This is a genomic window from Sphingomonas oligoaromativorans (assembly GCF_011762195.1).
Classification (GTDB): domain Bacteria; phylum Pseudomonadota; class Alphaproteobacteria; order Sphingomonadales; family Sphingomonadaceae; genus Solisphingomonas; species Solisphingomonas oligoaromativorans.
In genome coordinates this window covers 239,903-256,709 of record NZ_JAASQK010000005.1, presented here as the reverse complement: position 1 = coordinate 256,709, position 16,807 = coordinate 239,903, and the positions used below count along the sequence as shown (strand labels likewise).

The window sequence follows — 16,807 nt, the reverse complement described above, 5'->3', positions numbered from 1 at the left end:
CGAGAGACGCGATGCACGATACGTCCCATGCCCCTGCCCAACGCCCGGCCGTCTCCCCCGGCATCACGCCGGCGGTGACCTTCGCCTGTGCGGTGGCGTGCGGCGTGATCGTCGCGAACCTCTATTATGCCCAGCCGCTCATCGCCCTGATCGCGCCGGAGCTGCATCTGCGCCCCGGCATAGCGGGGCTGATCGTGACGCTCACCCAGCTCGGCTATGCGGGCGGTCTGCTGTTCGTCGTGCCGCTCGCCGACCGGGTGGAGAACCGTAAGCTCATCCTCGCGACCATCGGCATCGTCGCGGTGGCGCTGGCGGCACTGGCGGCGGCGCCCTCGGCGGAGGCGTTCCTCGCGGCATCGGTGGCGGTGGGGTTCTGCTCGGCGGGCGTGCAGGTGGTCATCCCCTTCGCCGCCTCGCTGGCGCGGGAAGAGACGCGCGGACGGACGATCGGCAACGTCATGTCTGGCCTGCTCGCGGGCATCATGCTGGCGCGGCCGGTGGCGAGTCTGATCGCCGAGGTGGCGGGCTGGCGCGCGGTGTTCGGCGTTTCGGCGGTGGCGATGCTGGTGCTGGGCCTGTGGCTCGCCCGCGAGCTGCCCGAGCGGCGGCCCCGCAGCGGCCATGGCTATGGCGAGATCCTGCTCTCGATGTGGCACATCCTGAAGCGTGAACGGCCTTTGCAGCGCCGTGCCGTCTATCAGGGCTTCGTCTTCGCCATCTTCAACCTGTTCTGGACATCGGTGCCGCTGCTGCTCGCCGACGCATTCGGCTTCGGCCAGACCGGCATCGCGCTGTTCGCGCTGGCGGGGGCGGCGGGCGCGCTGACGGCACCGATCGCGGGGCGGCTGGGGGACCGGGGCTATATCCGCCTCGGCACGGCCGGCGCGCTGGCCACCATCGCGGCCTCCTGCCTGCTCGCGGGCTGGGCGGGGGCGCTGCATTCGCTGGCGCTGCTGGTGGTCTTCGCGCTGACGCTGGACGGCGCCACGCAGGTCAATCAGGTGCTCGGCCAGCGCGTGATCTTCTCGCTGCCGGGCGAGGACCGGGGGCGGGTCAACGCGGTCTACATGACGATCCTGTTCGTGCTGGGCGCCTGCGGTTCGGCGATCGCGACGCTCGCCTATCATGCGGCGGGCTGGTGGGGCGCGATGGGCGCCGGGGCGGTGCTGGGCGGGATCGTCCTGTTGCTGTTCGCCACCGAATGGCTGGAACGGCGCGCCCAACGGGACTAAGGCGCGTCGCAAATGTCCATCGGAACGGGAATGCAGCCGTGACCACCATCATCCGCGAAGCCGACCTGATCGAGAGCGTCGCCGACGCGCTCCAGTTCATCTCCTACTATCACCCGATGGACTATATCCGCGCGCTGGGTAAGGCTTATGAGGCCGAGCAGTCGCCCGCCGCCAAGGACGCCATCGCGCAGATCCTCACCAACAGCCGCATGTGCGCGGAGGGGCATCGCCCGATCTGCCAGGACACCGGCATCGTCACGGTGTTCGTGAAGTGGGGACAGGGCTGCGTGCTCGATAGCGAGAAGTCGCTTCAGGAGGTCGTCGACGAGGGCGTGCGCCGCGCCTATCTCCACCCGGAGAACCGCCTGCGCGCCTCGATCGTCGCGGACCCGGCGTTCGGCCGCAAGAACACGAAGGACAACACCCCCTCGGTGATGCATGTCGAGATGGTGCCCGGCAACCATGTCGACGTGACGGTCGCGGCCAAGGGCGGCGGCTCCGAGAACAAGTCCAAGTTCGCGATGCTCAACCCGTCGGACTCGGTGGTCGACTGGGTGCTGGAGCAGCTTCCCAAGATGGGTGCCGGCTGGTGCCCGCCGGGGATGCTCGGCATCGGCATCGGCGGCACCGCCGAGCAGGCGATGAAGCTCGCCAAGGAATCGCTGATGGGCGATATCGACATGGCCGAGCTGAAGCAGCGTGGGCCGCAGAACGATGTCGAGGCGTTGCGCATCGAGCTGCATGACAAGGTCAACGCGCTCGGCATCGGCGCACAGGGTCTGGGCGGCCTTGCCACCGTGCTCGACGTCAAGATCGAGACCTGGCCGACGCACGCCGCCTCCAAGCCGATCGCGATGATCCCGAACTGCGCCGCCACCCGCCACGCACATTTCCATCTCGACGGCTCCGGCCCGGCCTTCCTCGAAACGCCGAACCTCGACGAGTGGCCCGCCGTCGAGTGGAAGCCCTCGAAGGAGGCGATCCGCGTCGATCTCGACACGCTGACGCCGGACGTGGTGCAGAGCTGGAAGCCGGGCGACCGCCTGCTGCTCAACGGCAAGATGCTCACCGGCCGAGATGCCGCGCACAAGCGCATCCAGGACATGCTCTCGCGCGGCGAGGAACTGCCCGTCGAGTTCAAGGGCCGCGTGATTTATTATGTCGGCCCGGTCGATCCGGTGCGCGACGAGGTGGTCGGCCCGGCCGGCCCCACCACGGCGACGCGCATGGACAAATTCACTGGCATGATGCTCGATCAGGGCCTGCTCGCGATGGTCGGCAAGGCCGAGCGCGGGCCGGTCGCGATCGAGGCGATCAAGAAGGCCAAATCGGCTTATCTGATGGCGGTCGGCGGGGCGGCCTATCTCGTGTCGCGCGCGATCAAGGCTTCGAAGGTCGTCGGCTTCGAGGATCTCGGCATGGAGGCGATCTACGAGTTCGACGTGGCTGACATGCCCGTCACCGTCGCGGTCGACTCCACCGGCGAGAGCGTCCACGCCACCGGCCCGCTGGTGTGGCGCGAGAAGATCGCCAAGGAAAAGCTGCTCGAAAACGCCTGACCAGCGGCGGCGGGATGACAGGGAAGGGGAGGTCCGCCGGCGCGGGGCTCCCCTTCGTCATGAGGGGCGCCCTTGCATTGCCGTGCCACCGCCGCAGCCCTGCCCCATTTCGTTCATGGGGGTGACAGAAACCGTGCCCCGAGGGTCACAGTTTCGTTAAGGCTCAGGGAAAACGGGATATTCCGGGGAACGATCAAGGCCTCTGATCGACTGATCCCACAGGTGCCACCCGCAAAGGTGACGCCATGACGGTAGCTTGATGAGGTCTAGTATGAAGACGATCCTGTTCGCGTCGGCCGCGTTTCTCACGGCGGTTGCGTCTCCCGCTCTGGCCCAGCAGACGGCTGCCCCGGCCGACGGCCCGAGCTTCGCCGGCCCCCGCGCCGAGATTTTCGGCGGCTGGGATCGCGTCGGCACGCGCACCCGCTTCGACGACGGCAGCACCCGCGTCACCGACCGCTCGCACCGCAATGGCGCGACGGCCGGCGCGCTGCTCGGCTATGACATGCCGGTGGGCGATCGCTTCGTCGTCGGCGCCTTCGGCAGCTACGCGATCTCGACCGCCAAGGATTGCAGCTATGGCGCGCCGGCGGGCGAGCTGAACGGCTGTCTCAAGGCTGGCCGCGAGATCGAGGGCGGCGCACGGCTCGGCGCGAAGATGGGCGACAAGGCGCTTGTCTATGCCAAGGGCGCTTATGTGAACGGGCAGCTTCGCGGCACCTTCTCGGACGGCGTGGACTATGTCTCTGGCCATGCCAATCGCGACGGCTGGCGCGCGGGCGCGGGCGTGGAATATGCGGTCAACCGCCATGCCTATGTGAAGGCGGAATATGATTATACCCGCTTCAACAGCTTCCGGGCGGACGAGATCGGCCTCCCCGACACCCGCGTGCGGTTCGACCGCAATCAGGTGCTGGCGGGCGCCGGCATCCGCTTCTGATCGATCGGCCCCGCCTGCGTGATGCGGGCGGGGCCATCCCGCCGTTGCGGCGTTCGCCTTTCGTCCCCATATTCGCCCCATGCCGATCGAGATTCGCACCAGCCTTGAGGAATCCGACCTCGGGCAGAGCTTCGTTCCCCATCGCCCGGCGCGACCGGAGAAATCCGAAGGCGGCAAGCCCTTTCGCCTCGTCTCCGATTACGAGCCCTCGGGCGACCAGCCGACCGCTATCGCCGAGCTGACCGCCGCCGCCGACGAGGGCGAGCGCACGCAGGTGCTGCTCGGCGTCACCGGCTCGGGCAAGACCTTCACCATGGCCAAGGTGGTGGAGAAGCTCCAGCGGCCGGCGCTGGTGCTGGCGCCGAACAAGATTCTCGCCGCCCAGCTTTATGGCGAGTTCAAGCAGTTCTTCCCCGACAATGCGGTGGAGTTCTTCGTCAGCTATTACGACTATTATCAACCGGAAGCCTACGTCCCCCGGTCGGACACCTACATCGAGAAGGAAAGCTCGGTGAATGAGGCGATCGACCGGATGCGCCACTCCGCCACGCGCTCGCTGCTGGAGCGCGACGATGTGCTGATCGTGGCGTCGGTGTCGTGCCTCTACGGCATCGGCTCGGTCGAGACCTATTCGGCGATGACCTTCGCGCTCAAGAAGGGCGATACGGTCGACCAGCGCGAGCTGATCCGCAAGCTGGTGGCGCTCCAGTATAAGCGCAACGACGCCGCCTTCGCGCGCGGCGCCTTCCGCGTGCGTGGCGACAATCTCGAGCTGTTTCCCTCGCACTATGAGGACACCGCTTGGCGCTTCACCTTCTTCGGCGACGAGATCGAGAGCATCACCGAATTCGATCCGCTCACCGGCAAGAAGGTCGCGAACCTCGATTATGTGAAGGTCTATGCCAACTCGCATTATGTGACGCCGGGGCCGACGCTCAAGCAGGCGACCGAGGCGATCCGCCACGAACTCGGCGAGCGGCTGAAGGAGCTGGTCGGCGCGGGCCAGTTGCTGGAAGCGCAGCGGCTGGAGCAGCGCACCAACTTCGATCTGGAGATGATCGCGGCGACGGGCTCCTGCGCGGGCATCGAGAATTACTCGCGCTTCCTCACCGGCCGCCTGCCCGGCGAGCCGCCGCCGACGTTGTTCGAATATCTGCCCGAGAACGCCATCCTCTTCGTCGACGAGAGCCACCAGACCGTGCCGCAGGTCGGCGGCATGGCGCGGGGCGACCATCGGCGGAAGATCACGCTCGCCGAATATGGCTTCCGCCTGCCGTCCTGCATCGACAACCGCCCTCTGCGCTTCAACGAGTGGGACGCGATGCGCCCGCAGACCATCGCCGTCTCCGCGACGCCGGGGCCGTGGGAGATGGAGCAGGCGGGCGGCGTCTTCGCCGAGCAGGTGATCCGCCCGACCGGCCTGATCGACCCTCCGGTGGAGGTGCGCCCGGTCGAGCATCAGGTCGACGATCTGGTGCAGGAGTGCAAGGACACGGCGGGGAAGGGTTATCGCATCCTCGTCACCACGCTCACCAAGCGTATGGCCGAGGACTTGACGGAGTATCTCCACGAGGCGGGGCTCAAGGTCCGCTACATGCACTCCGACGTCGAGACGCTGGAGCGCATCGAGCTGATCCGCGACCTCCGGCTCGGCGTCTATGACGTGCTGGTCGGCATCAACCTGCTGCGCGAGGGGCTCGACATCCCCGAATGCGGGCTGGTGGCGATCCTTGACGCGGACAAGGAGGGTTTCCTCCGCTCCGAGACGTCGCTCATCCAGACCATCGGCCGCGCCGCGCGCAACGCCGAGGGCCGCGTGATCCTCTATGCCGACAGCATCACCGGCTCGATGGAACGCGCCATGGCCGAGACCGAGCGCCGCCGCGAGAAGCAGGAGGCCTACAACCTCGAGCACGGCATCACGCCCGCCACGATCAAGCGCAACATCACGGACATCGTCGGCCACCTCGCCAGCCGCGATCAGGTGACGGTGGATACCGGCATCGAGGACGCGCCGCACATGGTCGGCCACAACCTGCGCGCGTATATCGAGGATCTCGAAAAGCAGATGCGCAAGGCCGCCGCCGACCTGGAGTTCGAGGAGGCCGGGCGTCTCCGCGACGAAATCCGCAAGCTGGAGCAGGAGGAACTGGGCCTGCCGGTCGAGCAGCATCGTGCCGCGCCGCGCGGTAACTCCACGCTCGGCAAGCCCGGCACGCGCCAGACGCGCTACGGCAAGGCAGCGGCGGCGCGGGCGGAGAAGCGCGCACGCGGTCGGTGATCGGCGGCATCCTGTCCGATCTTCGCCGACCAAGCCTTGCCCCCGTCGCAATAGGCCGCCATGGATCGGGCATGATGATGCGGCGTATCGGGCGCGTTTCCCGGCAGGGGGCGGTTCTTCTCACCATGGCGACGCTGGCGGCCTGCACCTCCACGCCGCCGGCTCCCGCGCCCCGGCCCGCACCTCCGCCGCCTCCGGTCGCGCTGCCTCCGGCCCCCGTCCAGCAGGACTGGCGCGATGTGCCGCTGACGCCGGGGCGCTGGTTCTGGCATGGGGTGGCGGGGCAAAGCTCGATCGCGCAGTTCGGCGTGCCGGGGCAGCCGATCGTGTTCGCGCTGCGCTGCGATTTCGCGACGCGCGCCATCCTCTTCTCGCGCGCCGGCAGCCTGGCCACGCCCACGGCGGCGATGCGGTTCACCACATCCTTCGCGCCCTTCTCGCTCACCGCCGGCAGTGGGGGAGGTCAGCCGTCGGCGATCGTCGCGCAGGCGACGGCGCGCGATCCGCGCATGGATCAGCTCGCCTTCAGCCGCGGGCGCTTCCTCGTCGACGTGCCCGGCCAGCCGCGCCTCGTGCTTCCCGCCTGGCCGGAAGTGGCGCGCGTGATCGAGGATTGCCGTTTCTAGCAACCCTCCGTGCCTCTCCTTCGTTGGACCCCCGAGGAGAGGGACGATGATCCGCAAGCTCAAGAGCGGCCAGTATCGCATATACGCGCGGCACAAGGATCCAGAGACGGGCAAGCGCCGCCATCTCGGCACGTTCGACACCAGGGGCGCGGCCGAGAAGCACGAGCGCGAAATCCAGTATTTCAAGCGGCACTGAGCCATGGCGCAGCAGCACTGGTCACAGCAGGCGACCAAGCATTCGAACGCGCTCGATCTCGATCGCGAGGTGTTCACCCGCGACGATCCGGCCGAGATCGCCGCCTCGCTCAAGCATTCCGCCGAGCATAGCCGAAGGCGGCGCGGCACGCCGTACCAGTCGGCGATGTCGATGCTGAGCTTCTACATCAATCGCGCGGGCGGCACGCTCGAACCGAAGCAGAAGAAGACGCTGGAAGCGGCCAAGGACGAGCTTCGCCGGCTGTTCGGCAGAATTTGATTCAGGCTGGCCGCAAAGGGGCTTGCATCGGGATTCGGGATGATTCATCCTTCGTCCTGTCCCGTTAACTGGCGAAAGGAGGTGACCGATGTCTCATGGTTCAGCCGAGAGGTCGGTTCAGTCCGTTCGGGAGATGTCGCGCTAGGCGCGGCCGGAAGTCTTCCGGGCCGGTACTCCGGTCGCTGACCATGCGGGACCGCCGGGGGCAACCTCGGCGGTCTTTCTCGTTTGCGGGAAATCGCCTCGTTTCAGAGCTTGTCGCGTTCCAGCAGATCGTTGCGCACGCGGATGCTGCGGTTGGCGAAATGGACCTCGAACAGGAACAGGCCGAGCGTCGCCACCAGCAGGATCATCGCCAGGATGAACAGCGCCGCCACCGACCGGCCGAAGCCCATCCCGAGCAGCCGCGCCAGGAACAGCCCGCCCACCACCAGACAGACCGCCACCGCGCTCACCGTGCAGAGCGTGATCGCCCAACTGATGATCGACATGCGCCGATCGAGCAGGCGCAGCTCCCATACGGCGCGCGATCGGTCGAGTTCGGAAAAGCGCTCCTCGATCCAGCGCGAGCGGTCGACCACGCGGCTGAGCCGCGTCGCCAGCAGATTGAGCAACTGCCCCAGGCCCGCGAGCAGGAACACCGGCGCCACCGCAAGCTGGATGGTGTGGGCGATCGTCTCGGCGGCCGGCATCGGCATGGGAAGGGGCGGGGTGGCCATATCCGTCGAGGATGGCGGCCCCCCGCCGGATAAGTCAATCAGTCGCGCTCGGGCACGGGCACGTTGAAGCCGTTGAGCGTCATCGACACGAGGCAATAGAGGCCGACCAGATAGATCAGCTCGTTGGCGCCGTGCTGGCCGAAGGTCTTCACCGCAAGGCGATAGACCGGCTCGGGCAGCACGCCGCCGTTCACCAGCGCGAAGGCGACGTCATAGCCGACGCCTTCCTCCGGCGAGAGATCGGTGGGGCGGGAGCCGGACACGAGCGTGGCGAGGCGCATGTCCGACATGCCGTCCTTCTCGGCGACGGCGATATGGGCGTAAAGCTCATAGGCCGCGTCGAAATGGGCGCCCGTCACCAGGATGGCGATCTGCCGCACCGGATCGGGCAGCGTCGCCTCCATCGACATCGCCTTGGTCAGCTCCCACACCGCGCCGCCGATGCGGGGCTCATGGAGCCAGGGGTTCCATGGCCCCATCAGCGCGCCTTCCTCGGCGGTGCCCTCGGGCGCGACCGTGATGAAGGCGTTGAAGTTGGACGAGATGCCCTTCTTCATGTCGGCGTAGAGCGGCTTCTGCTCCTCGGTGAGGTCGGCCGGCGCGATCAGCGGAAGGCGCATGAGGCTCAGCCCTCCAGCGTGGCGTCGAGGGTGATCTCGGCGTTCAGCAGCTTGGAGATCGGGCAGCCCGCCTTGGCGCCGGCGGCGATCTGGTCGAACTGCGCCTGATCGATGCCCGGCACGCGCGCGGTGAGCGTCAGCGCCGATTTGGAGACCTTGAAGCCGTCGCCATCCTTCTCCAGCGTCACCGCCGCCCTGGTGTCGAGCGTGCCCTCGGTGTAGCCCGCGCCGGCCAGCGCGAAGGACAGCGCCATGGTGAAGCAGGAGGCGTGCGCGGCGGCGACCAGTTCCTCCGGATTGGTGCCGGGCTCCTCGCCGAAGCGGGTGGTGAAGTCGTAGGCCTGATCCTGAAGCACGCCCGACTGGGTGGAAACACGGCCCTTGCCGTTTTTGCCGAGGCCTTCGTAACGCGCGGTCGCTGTGCGGATCGTCATCGGAATCTCCGTTCGTCGGGTTGCAGGGTTGCGCCTCAGCCATCCTCCTCTGACCAACATCCGGTGAAGCGGGACGATGCGAGGACCGTCCCGAGACCCGGTGCGTTGATCGTGCATGAGAATTAGCCGCGGGAGAAGGCGTGATGATGACTCCTGACAAGGGCGGGAAACCGCACCTCAACGCCGTAGGCCAGCCCGAGCCGGATACCGGACAGCCGGTCGAGCCGTTCGAACCGGGGCGCCCCGTGGGAGAGCGGCAGGATGGTCCGGGTGCTGCGCCGCGTCATCGCGATCGCCACGATGCGCTGCCCGTCGGCAGCACGCAGGCGAGCCGGGGCGGGGCGGCGGTGCGTCCGGCCGATCCACCCGAACATCGGCACGAATGACGGGCGTCCGGCTTCCCCGTCCTGTTCGAGGCCGGTCGCTTCATGGCCATCCTTTCCCGAGCGGCGCTGAGAGGCATCGCCGGAATTGCTGCGGCTGCGTGCATGTTCTGCACGCACAGGTTCCCATTTCACATTTGAAATGACAGCGTAGGACACTATCTCGCGCTCCATGAATGACACCGCTGGCAAGGCCGGCGACATCGGAGTGCCCCACATGCGTCGTTTCCTCGTTCCCGCCCTGCTGTTCGCGTCCGTCGCCGCCCCGGCGCTGGCTTCGGATGTCCACACCTTCACCCGCGATGGTGACCGCTACAGCTATACCGCCGATCGTCTGGCCGATGGCTCGATCCAGCTCAACGGCCGCGTCGAAAGCACGGGCGACGCGTTCAAGCTGCATGTGGCGAACAGCCGCGTCAACGGCCGCATTGGCTTCAGCAACGTGTCCTTCACGGTTTCGCACAAGCTGATGGCGCAGCTCGACACCGAGGTGCCGGCCAACCAGGCGCTGGCCGCCAACTGAGTTTTGTGCCCCGCCTCCGGGCGGGGAAGGTTGCGTATGGTTGCGTGATCCGCACCAGCGGATAGTTCGGAAAGCCCCGTGACGATCTCCCCCTTTCGTCACGGGGCTTTTTGCGTCCGGGCGAGATCGGCGCGGGAAAATGCGGGCGGACCTCGCCGAACGGCCTGTTATTCGGCCGCCACGCGCTCACCCTTCGCCATCTCCAGCAGCGGCTTGAGATACGCGCCGGTATAGCTCCGCTTCTCCTTCACCACCTGTTCGGGCGTGCCGGTGGCGACGATCTCGCCGCCCTTGTCGCCGCCTTCGGGGCCGAGGTCGATGATCCAGTCGGCGGTCTTGATGACCTCCAGATTATGTTCGATCACCACCACCGTATTGCCCTGCTCGACCAGCGCGTGGAGCACCTCCAGCAGTTTGCGCACATCCTCGAAATGGAGCCCCGTGGTGGGCTCGTCGAGGATGTAGAGCGTGTTGCCGGTGGCGCGGCGCGACAGCTCCTTGGCGAGCTTCACGCGCTGCGCCTCGCCGCCGGACAGGGTGGTGGCCTGCTGGCCGACCTTCACATAGCCGAGCCCCACCTCGACCAGCATCGCCATCTTGTCGCGGATGCCGGGCACCGCCTTGAAGAACTCGACCGCGTCCTCGCAGGTCATGTCGAGCACGTCGGCGATCGACTTGCCCTTGAAGGTCACTTCCAGCGTCTCGCGGTTGTAGCGCTTGCCGTGGCAGACGTCGCAGGTGACGTAGACGTCGGGCAGGAAGTGCATCTCGATCTTGATGAGCCCGTCGCCGCTGCACGCCTCGCAGCGCCCGCCCTTGACGTTGAAGCTGAAGCGGCCCGGCTTGTAGCCGCGCGCCTGTGACTCCGGCAGCCCCGCGAACCAGTCGCGAATCTGGGTGAAGGCGCCGGTGTAGGTCGCCGGGTTCGAGCGCGGGGTGCGGCCGATCGGCGACTGGTCGATGTCGATCACCTTGTCGAGATGCTTGAGCCCCTCGATCTTCTCGTGCGCGCCGGCCAGCACGCGCGCGCCGTTCAAGGTCCGGCTGGCGGAGGCGAACAAGGTGTCGATCGTGAATGTCGACTTGCCCGAGCCCGACACGCCGGTGATGCAGGTGAAGGTGCCGAGCGGGATCGAGGCGGTGACGTCCTTCAGGTTGTTCGCCTTCGCGCCCTTGACCGTCAGCTTCTTGCCATTGCCCTTGCGGCGTTCGGACGGCACGCCCACTGCGCGGCGGCCGGCGAGATAGTCGCCGGTCAGGCTATTCTCGTTGGCGAGGATGTCGTCGAGCGAGCCTTCGGCCACCACCGCGCCGCCATGGACGCCGGCGCCCGGCCCCATGTCGACGATATGGTCCGCGGTGCGGATCGCATCCTCGTCATGCTCGACGACGATCACGGTGTTGCCGAGATCGCGCAGGCGGCGCAGCGTCACCAGCAGTCGGTCATTGTCGCGCTGGTGGAGGCCGATCGAGGGCTCGTCGAGCACATAGAGCACGCCCGACAGCCCCGAGCCGATCTGCGACGCCAGACGGATGCGCTGGCTCTCGCCGCCCGACAGCGTGCCCGAGGTGCGGTCGAGGTTGAGATAATCGAGGCCGACATTGTCGAGGAAGCCGAGGCGCTCGACGATCTCCTTGAGGATGCGTTCGGCGATCTGCTTCTGCTGGTCGTTCAGATGGTTGGGCAGGTCGCGGAAGAAGGCCAGCGCCGGGCCGACCGCGCGGCGGGTGGCGATCGAGATGTCCTCGCCCGCGATCTTCACCGCGCGCGCCTCGGGCTTGAGGCGGGCGCCTTCGCACACCTCGCAATGGCGCGACGACTGGTACTTGGACAGCTCCTCGCGCATCCACGCGCTCTCGGTCGAGAGCATCCGGCGTTCGAGATTGCCGATCACGCCTTCGAACGGCTTCTTCACCTCATAGGATTTGCGCCCGTCCATGAAGCGCAGCGTCACCGCGCGGCCCTTCGAACCATGGAGGATCAGGTCGCGCTGTTCCTCCGTCAGCTCGTTCCACGGCGTCGTGAGATCGAAACCGAACTCCGCCGCGAGGCTGGAGAGCACCTGCATGTAATAAGGCGAGGGCGGATTGCTCTTCGCCCACGGCACGACCGCGCCCTGCTTGATCGACAGATGCTCGTTGGGGACGACGAGGTCGGGATCGAAATAGAGCTTCTCGCCCAGGCCATCGCAGGCCGGGCAGGCGCCCTGCGGCGCGTTGAACGAGAAGAGGCGCGGCTCGATCTCGGCGATGGTGAAACCCGAGACGGGGCAGGCGAACTTCTCGCTGAAGGTGATCCGCTCGGCCACCCCCTCGGGCAGCGCCAGCGCCTTGATGCCCTTCTTGAGATCGGCGGTCGGCTGCACCTCGCCCAGCACGTCGGCATAAGCCAGCCCCTCGGCCAGCTTCAGCGCCGTCTCGAAGCTCTGCGCGAGGCGCGTCTCGATATCCGGGCGGACGACGAGGCGGTCCACCACCACCTCGATGTCATGCTTATACTTCTTGTCGAGCGCGGGAGCTTCCTCGATCTCGTAGATCGTGCCGTCGATGCGGACGCGCTGGAAGCCGTCCTTCTGCCACTCGGCCAGTTCCTTCTTATACTCGCCCTTGCGCCCGCGGACGACCGGCGCGAGCAGCAGGAAGCGCGTGCCCTCGGGCAACGCCATGACGCGATCGACCATCTGGCTGACCGTCTGCGCGCTGATCGGCAGGCCCGTCGCGGGCGAATAGGGGATGCCGACCCGCGCCCACAGCAGGCGCATATAGTCGTAGATCTCGGTGACCGTCGCGACCGTCGAGCGCGGATTGCGCGAGGTCGTCTTCTGCTCGATCGAGATGGCGGGGGAGAGGCCCTCGATATGATCGACGTCGGGCTTCTGCATCAGCTCGAGGAACTGGCGCGCATAGGCCGACAGCGACTCGACATAGCGGCGCTGCCCCTCGGCATAGATGGTGTCGAAGGCGAGGCTCGACTTGCCCGAGCCCGAAAGCCCCGTGATGACGATCAGTCTGTCCCTCGGCAGATCGAGATCGACACCCTTGAGATTGTGCTCGCGGGCACCACGGACGGAGATGTGAGTCAGCATGGGGCTGATTTGTTCCATATTTGTTCGAGGAGGGCAACCGCTCATGAAGTGGGTCGCCCATGCGGAAAGTGCAAGCGCCTCAGCCGCCCTGCCAGACGCGGACCGCCTCGATCGGATGGACGAGCATCAGCACGTTGAGCGTCAGATTGTCGCGGATCGCGGCGAGCGCGATCAGTTCCAGCGCGAGGCCCAACGCCACCGATCCCCATGTTGGCAGCCGCCGGGCGATGAGGAAGCCGGCGATCATGAACAGGATATCGCTCATCGAGTTCAGGACGGAGTCGCCGGAATAGCCCCACGCCATCGTCGCGGCGCGATAGCGATCGATGATGATGGGCGAGTTTTCGAGCAATTCCCATCCCGCCTCGATCGCCGTCGCCAGCACGAGCCGCCGCCCCACCGGCCAGCGCCGCGCGACCAGCCAAAGGCCTCCGTAGAAGAGCAGGCCGTGGACGAGGTGGCTCAGGCTGTACCAGTCGGCAATCTGCTGGCTGTTCTCGGGGCCATGGACGGTGCCGGTCCACAGCGCGACATGGCCGCATGGGCAGAGGAGCGAGCGGCCATTGGCCCACTCGATGAGCCCGGCGGCGAGCAGGATGAGCAGCACGAAGAGCGCGTGCCGGTGCCGGATCATGCCCGCCACGGGGCCGCCATGGATGCCGGTGGTGATCGGACGGTCCATGGCCGCCATCCTGCCCCGATGCGCGGCGGAGCGCCAGCGACTCGCCTATGCGGCGGACTCGCCCGCGCGATGGGTCAGCACGCGGCGCGCGCGACACCAGATTTCGAAGCTGTGTTCGGGATAGGTCTCGTGGCCGACACGGATCGCATCCTCGTCGGTCTTCACCTGCAAGTCGTTGCCATTGACGATCTTCCCCGTGGAATCGTCGAGGCCATAGAGCCGATAATGCATGAACCGCTCCGCCATGTGCAGGTCAGAGCACTATACCATCTCTCGTCGCCGGCACCTGCGGAAGACGGCCGGCGATGGAGGCATCATAGCAGATCGGAGGCCTTGCATACTAAGGCAGATCAAGTTGCCGGCAGATTCGTTCGGGCCGGCGCGGAGGGCATCCCCGCGCCGGCCCGGCATCGGATCAGAACGCGGCCTTGAGCGCGTCGACGAGGTCGGTCTTCTCCCAGGAGAAGAAGTCGCCCTCGGGCTGGCGGCCGAAATGACCGTAGGCGGCGGACGCCTGATAGATCGGCTTGTTGAGGCCGAGATGCGTGCGGATGCCCTTCGGCGTCAGGCGCACGAGCTTGGGCAGCACCGCCTCGATCGCCGCCTCGTCGACGGTGCCGGTGCCGTGGGTGTCGACATAGATCGACAGCGGCTCGGCGATGCCGATCGCGTAGCTGAGCTGGATGGTGCAGCGCTTGGCGAGGCCCGCCGCGACCACGTTCTTGGCGAGATAGCGCGACACATAGGCGGCCGAGCGGTCCACCTTGGTGGGATCCTTGCCCGAGAAGGCGCCGCCGCCGTGCGGGGAGGCGCCGCCATAGGTGTCGACGATGATCTTGCGGCCGGTGAGGCCGGCGTCGCCGTCCGGCCCGCCGATCTCGAAGCGGCCGGTCGGGTTGACGTAGATCTTGGTCTCGTCGGTGATGAAGCCTTCCGGCAGCACGTCGGTCATGACGCCGACGACATAGTCGCGAAGCTCCTTGTAGAGCTCCGGCGAACCCTCGTTGCCGTCGTAGAAATAGCCCGGTGCGTGCTGGGTCGAGACGACCAGCGCGGTGGCGCGGACCGGCACGCCGCCCTCATATTGGAGCGTCACCTGGCTCTTGGCGTCGGGCTCCAGGAAGGGGACGACCTTGGCGTGGCGATCCTTCGCCATCTTCTCGAGGATGCGGTGCGAGTAATAGAGCGTCGCGGGCATGTAATCGGGCGTCTCGTCGGTCGCGTAACCGAACATGATGCCCTGATCGCCGGCGCCTTCGTCCTTGTTGCCGCTCTCGTCGACGCCCTGCGCGATATGTGCGGACTGGCCGTGGAGATTGTTCTCGAAGTCGAAGGTCTGCCAGTGGAAGCCCGACTGCTCATAGCCGATGCGCTTCACGGTCGCGCGGACGGCGGCTTCGATCTCGTCGAGCGCGCCCGGCGCCCACCGGTCGTTCTCGAACACGCCCTTGCAGCGGATTTCGCCGGCCAGGACGACCTTGTTGGTGGTCGTCATCGTCTCGCAGGCGACGCGCGCCTCCGCATCCTTGGACAGGAACAGGTCGACGACGGCGTCGGAGATCTGGTCGGCAACCTTGTCGGGATGGCCTTCGGACACGGACTCGGACGTGAAGAGATAATCGCTGCGCATCGTTTCGGATGATCCTTGGAAGGAAGCAGTTAGAGGAAGCTTTATATAAAGCTCTCTTTATATCGCCTAGCGCCAAATGCCAGCCCACCCAGAAGGAGGGCTATCAGCAGCACCGCCCAGTTGCCGATCCGGGCGAAAATCGTCGGCGGCAGGGCGGCGGGCATCGGCAGCTCCACCATTCCCATGGCGTGCGCGGGCAGGCTCTTGAGCAGGCGGCCGTCGGCATCGATCAGCGCGGAGACGCCGTTGGGCGTGGCGCGGGCGATGGGAATGCCCTCCTCGATGGCGCGCAGCCGCGCCTGCGCCAGGTGCTGCACCGGGCCGGACGGGCCGAACCACGCATCGTTCGAGGGGTTGAAGATGAAGGCCGGACGATGCGCCTCGTCAACGACATGGCCGGAGAACACCATCTCGTAGCAGAGCTGCATCCCGACGGTGCCGAAGCCCGGCAGGTCGATGCTCCGCGGGCCGGGGCCGGGAATGAAGTCCAGCACGCCGGGCACGAGCCGCGACACGCCGATGCGCGAGAGGATCGGGCGCATCGGCAGATATTCGCCATAGGGGACGAGGTGGGCCTTGTCGTAGCGCGCGATCAGCCGCCCGCCCGCGCCGATCGCGAAGATCGAGTTGCGCGCGGCGATCTCCTCGCCGGTCGAGTCGCGGATCGGGGCTTCGCCGCCGCCGAGCAAGATGTCGTTCGGCCCGAGGATCGAGGCGAGCCGGGCGCGCGCGGCGGGGTCTTCCTGCACATTGTCCTCGATCGCCGACTCGGGCCAGAGGATCAGGCGCGGCTTGGTGCCGGGGATGCCCGACAGCGCCTGAAGCCGGGCGAGGTGGCGGGCGGAAAGTTCGGGCGCCCAGCGCTCGCCCTGCCCGATGTCGGGCTGGACGAGATGGACCGTCGGTCCCTTGCCTGCGGGCGGCGGGGCGGGGGGATCGAAACGCAGCAGAACCGCAGGCACCGCATAGAGGCCGACCAGCAGGCCGAGCCCGATCGCGCCGGGAATGTTGGCGGCGCTCAGGACATTGGCGCGGGCCAGTGCCTCGCGCGGGCGGGTGGCGAGGATCAGGATGAAGCCCGCCGACGCCACGACAAGGCCGGACAGCGCATAGGTGCCGGTGATCCGCGCAAGGTGCGCGAGCGGCAGGTCCACCACCGAGACGGCGATGGGGTTCCACGGGAAGCCGGTGAACATCGTGCCGCGCAGCCACTCGCTGAGCGCCCAGCTCGCGCCGAGGAACAGGGTGAGCGTCGCCGCCCCGCCGCCGATCCGCTTCGTCGCCCACCAGGCCGAGGCGGTCGCCAGCGCCGGATAGAGCGCGAGATAGACCGAGAGCAGCGCCACCGCGACCCAGCCGAGCCAGGCCGGCATGTTGGCCTGATAGGTGAAGGCGGTGGCGATCCAGTCCAGCCCCAGCACGAACTGCGCGAAGCCGAAGCACCAGCCGATCGCGGCCGCCTGCTTCCACGTCCCGGCCCGGCCGAGGAACAGGAAGAGCAGCGCGAAGGAGAGAAGGGTCAGCGGCCACAGCCCATAGGGCGCGAAACCGAAGGCGGACAGCAGGCCAAGCGCGAGGGCCGAGAGAAGCGGTGCCATGCTGCGTCCGCTAACCTGC

General features: G+C 67.2%; 17 protein-coding genes. 8 read left to right on the top strand and 9 right to left on the bottom strand.

The annotated features are described in order from the left end of the window. The first annotated feature begins 11 nt into the window (after window positions 1-11). From FHS98_RS12015 to FHS98_RS11985, 7 genes are all read left to right on the top strand, one after another. Window positions 12-1,232: an MFS transporter gene (locus tag FHS98_RS12015; RefSeq protein ID WP_167104974.1), complete on the top strand. Its 1,221-nt coding sequence runs from the start codon at window positions 12-14 to the stop codon at window positions 1,230-1,232. A gap of 38 nt (window positions 1,233-1,270) precedes the next feature. Further along, entirely contained in the window at window positions 1,271-2,791 is a 1,521-nt protein-coding gene (locus FHS98_RS12010) for a FumA C-terminus/TtdB family hydratase beta subunit (RefSeq protein WP_167104972.1), read from the top strand. A 271-nt stretch (window positions 2,792-3,062) separates the two neighbouring features. Beyond that, window positions 3,063-3,731 (top strand): outer membrane protein, encoded by a 669-nt coding sequence (locus tag FHS98_RS12005; RefSeq protein ID WP_167104969.1) that lies wholly within the window; start codon window positions 3,063-3,065, stop codon window positions 3,729-3,731. Between the two features lie 79 nt (window positions 3,732-3,810). Beyond that, window positions 3,811-6,012 (top strand): excinuclease ABC subunit UvrB, encoded by a 2,202-nt coding sequence (uvrB, locus tag FHS98_RS12000; protein WP_167104967.1) that lies wholly within the window; start codon window positions 3,811-3,813, stop codon window positions 6,010-6,012. A 71-nt stretch (window positions 6,013-6,083) separates the two neighbouring features. After that, entirely contained in the window at window positions 6,084-6,638 is a 555-nt protein-coding gene (locus FHS98_RS11995; protein ID WP_167104964.1) for a hypothetical protein, read from the top strand. A 46-nt stretch (window positions 6,639-6,684) separates the two neighbouring features. Further along, complete coding sequence (locus FHS98_RS11990) at window positions 6,685-6,834, top strand: hypothetical protein (protein ID WP_167104961.1); 150 nt, start codon at window positions 6,685-6,687, stop codon at window positions 6,832-6,834. Between the two features lie 3 nt (window positions 6,835-6,837). Next, window positions 6,838-7,113 carry a DUF3175 domain-containing protein gene (locus FHS98_RS11985; protein ID WP_167104958.1) on the top strand — a complete coding sequence of 92 codons (276 nt, stop codon included), beginning with the start codon at window positions 6,838-6,840 and terminating at the stop codon, window positions 7,111-7,113. A 248-nt stretch (window positions 7,114-7,361) separates the two neighbouring features. On the opposite strand, the gene FHS98_RS11980 is transcribed toward FHS98_RS11985, so the two are convergent. The 4 genes from FHS98_RS11980 to FHS98_RS11965 all read right to left on the bottom strand — a co-directional run bounded on the left by FHS98_RS11980 (window position 7,362) and on the right by FHS98_RS11965 (window position 9,428). Further along, window positions 7,362-7,832 (bottom strand): DUF2721 domain-containing protein, encoded by a 471-nt coding sequence (locus FHS98_RS11980; RefSeq protein ID WP_243847992.1) that lies wholly within the window; start codon window positions 7,830-7,832, stop codon window positions 7,362-7,364. A gap of 38 nt (window positions 7,833-7,870) precedes the next feature. Next, the gene (locus tag FHS98_RS11975; protein WP_167104955.1) at window positions 7,871-8,452 is read right to left on the bottom strand and encodes a carboxymuconolactone decarboxylase family protein; all 582 of its coding nucleotides are present in this window, start codon (window positions 8,450-8,452) and stop codon (window positions 7,871-7,873) included. 5 nt (window positions 8,453-8,457) lie between these two features. After that, window positions 8,458-8,886: an OsmC family protein gene (locus FHS98_RS11970; protein WP_167104952.1), complete on the bottom strand. Its 429-nt coding sequence runs from the start codon at window positions 8,884-8,886 to the stop codon at window positions 8,458-8,460. A gap of 122 nt (window positions 8,887-9,008) precedes the next feature. Next, window positions 9,009-9,428 carry a hypothetical protein gene (locus FHS98_RS11965; RefSeq protein ID WP_167104949.1) on the bottom strand — a complete coding sequence of 140 codons (420 nt, stop codon included), beginning with the start codon at window positions 9,426-9,428 and terminating at the stop codon, window positions 9,009-9,011. 13 nt (window positions 9,429-9,441) lie between these two features. Here FHS98_RS11965 and FHS98_RS11960 point away from each other — a divergent pair, with 13 nt between their 5' ends. Further along, on the top strand, window positions 9,442-9,792 hold the full coding sequence (locus FHS98_RS11960; protein ID WP_167104946.1) for a hypothetical protein: 351 nt from the start codon (window positions 9,442-9,444) through the stop codon (window positions 9,790-9,792). Between the two features lie 167 nt (window positions 9,793-9,959). Here FHS98_RS11960 and uvrA read toward each other — a convergent pair whose 3' ends face one another. The 5 genes from uvrA to lnt form a co-directional block, all read right to left on the bottom strand. Next, window positions 9,960-12,878 carry an excinuclease ABC subunit UvrA gene (gene uvrA / locus FHS98_RS11955; RefSeq protein ID WP_167104943.1) on the bottom strand — a complete coding sequence of 973 codons (2,919 nt, stop codon included), beginning with the start codon at window positions 12,876-12,878 and terminating at the stop codon, window positions 9,960-9,962. Window positions 12,879-12,957: 79 nt separating this feature from the next. Continuing rightward, complete coding sequence (locus FHS98_RS11950; RefSeq protein WP_167105440.1) at window positions 12,958-13,512, bottom strand: DUF2585 domain-containing protein; 555 nt, start codon at window positions 13,510-13,512, stop codon at window positions 12,958-12,960. Window positions 13,513-13,605: 93 nt separating this feature from the next. Continuing rightward, entirely contained in the window at window positions 13,606-13,791 is a 186-nt protein-coding gene (locus FHS98_RS11945) for a hypothetical protein (RefSeq protein WP_167104940.1), read from the bottom strand. 184 nt (window positions 13,792-13,975) lie between these two features. Continuing rightward, window positions 13,976-15,190: a methionine adenosyltransferase gene (gene metK, locus FHS98_RS11940; protein ID WP_167104937.1), complete on the bottom strand. Its 1,215-nt coding sequence runs from the start codon at window positions 15,188-15,190 to the stop codon at window positions 13,976-13,978. 41 nt (window positions 15,191-15,231) lie between these two features. Continuing rightward, window positions 15,232-16,788: an apolipoprotein N-acyltransferase gene (lnt, locus tag FHS98_RS11935; RefSeq protein ID WP_167104934.1), complete on the bottom strand. Its 1,557-nt coding sequence runs from the start codon at window positions 16,786-16,788 to the stop codon at window positions 15,232-15,234. Window positions 16,789-16,807 lie beyond the last annotated feature (19 nt).

Bases quoted from the DNA above. Each gene is read 5' to 3' on its own strand.
- FHS98_RS12015 (WP_167104974.1), top strand. From the start codon at position 12: ATGCACGATACGTCCCATGCCCCTGCCCAACGCCCGGCCGTCTCCCCC.
- FHS98_RS12005 (WP_167104969.1), top strand. From the start codon at position 3,063: ATGAAGACGATCCTGTTCGCGTCGGCCGCGTTTCTCACGGCGGTTGCG.
- uvrB (WP_167104967.1), top strand. From the start codon at position 3,811: ATGCCGATCGAGATTCGCACCAGCCTTGAGGAATCCGACCTCGGGCAG.
- FHS98_RS11995 (WP_167104964.1), top strand. From the start codon at position 6,084: ATGATGATGCGGCGTATCGGGCGCGTTTCCCGGCAGGGGGCGGTTCTT.
- FHS98_RS11990 (WP_167104961.1), top strand. From the start codon at position 6,685: ATGATCCGCAAGCTCAAGAGCGGCCAGTATCGCATATACGCGCGGCAC.
- FHS98_RS11985 (WP_167104958.1), top strand. From the start codon at position 6,838: ATGGCGCAGCAGCACTGGTCACAGCAGGCGACCAAGCATTCGAACGCG.
- FHS98_RS11980 (WP_243847992.1), bottom strand. From the start codon at position 7,832: ATGGCCACCCCGCCCCTTCCCATGCCGATGCCGGCCGCCGAGACGATC.
- FHS98_RS11975 (WP_167104955.1), bottom strand. From the start codon at position 8,452: ATGCGCCTTCCGCTGATCGCGCCGGCCGACCTCACCGAGGAGCAGAAG.
- FHS98_RS11970 (WP_167104952.1), bottom strand. From the start codon at position 8,886: ATGACGATCCGCACAGCGACCGCGCGTTACGAAGGCCTCGGCAAAAAC.
- FHS98_RS11960 (WP_167104946.1), top strand. From the start codon at position 9,442: ATGAATGACACCGCTGGCAAGGCCGGCGACATCGGAGTGCCCCACATG.
- uvrA (WP_167104943.1), bottom strand. From the start codon at position 12,878: ATGCTGACTCACATCTCCGTCCGTGGTGCCCGCGAGCACAATCTCAAG.
- FHS98_RS11950 (WP_167105440.1), bottom strand. From the start codon at position 13,512: ATGATCCGGCACCGGCACGCGCTCTTCGTGCTGCTCATCCTGCTCGCC.
- FHS98_RS11945 (WP_167104940.1), bottom strand. From the start codon at position 13,791: ATGCATTATCGGCTCTATGGCCTCGACGATTCCACGGGGAAGATCGTC.
- metK (WP_167104937.1), bottom strand. From the start codon at position 15,190: ATGCGCAGCGATTATCTCTTCACGTCCGAGTCCGTGTCCGAAGGCCAT.
- lnt (WP_167104934.1), bottom strand. From the start codon at position 16,788: ATGGCACCGCTTCTCTCGGCCCTCGCGCTTGGCCTGCTGTCCGCCTTC.